Here is a 320-nt window from a genome sequence, read left to right as displayed (position 1 = left end):
CGTGTATGGGAATGAAGTATTTAGGCTTCATTAAAGTAAGCATCAATTTTAATTCCTCTTGATATGCATGTCCAGAAACGTGCATTCCTGTTGAACTTCCAGATCCATAAATAACATTTGCTCCTAATAGAAATAAGTTATCTATAATAGATCGAAAAAGCACACGTCTGAACTCCAGTAACATTCTAAATTATACGTGTATGGGAATGAAGTATTTAGGCTTCATTAAAGTAAGCATCAATTTTAATTCCTCTTGATATGCATGTCCAGAAACGTGCATTCCTGTTGAACTTCCAGATCCATAAATAACATTTGCTCCT

At 34.1% G+C, this 320-nt stretch carries 2 pseudogenes; both read right to left on the bottom strand.

Annotated features, from left to right (window positions below):
• A pseudogene (locus H6481_RS28495) lies at nt 1-148 on the bottom strand (MBL fold metallo-hydrolase RNA specificity domain-containing protein); the annotation flags it as partial.
• 45 nt (nt 149-193) lie between these two features.
• Nucleotides 194-320 (bottom strand): annotated as a pseudogene (locus H6481_RS28490) (MBL fold metallo-hydrolase RNA specificity domain-containing protein); the annotation flags it as partial.

The organism is Bacillus sp. ME78 (assembly GCF_903970865.1).
In the GTDB taxonomy this organism is placed as follows: Bacteria; Bacillota; Bacilli; order Bacillales; family Bacillaceae_G; genus Bacillus_A; species Bacillus_A cereus.
The sequence above is the reverse complement of the archived record's forward strand: the minus strand, read 5'-3'. Positions and strand labels throughout refer to the sequence as shown.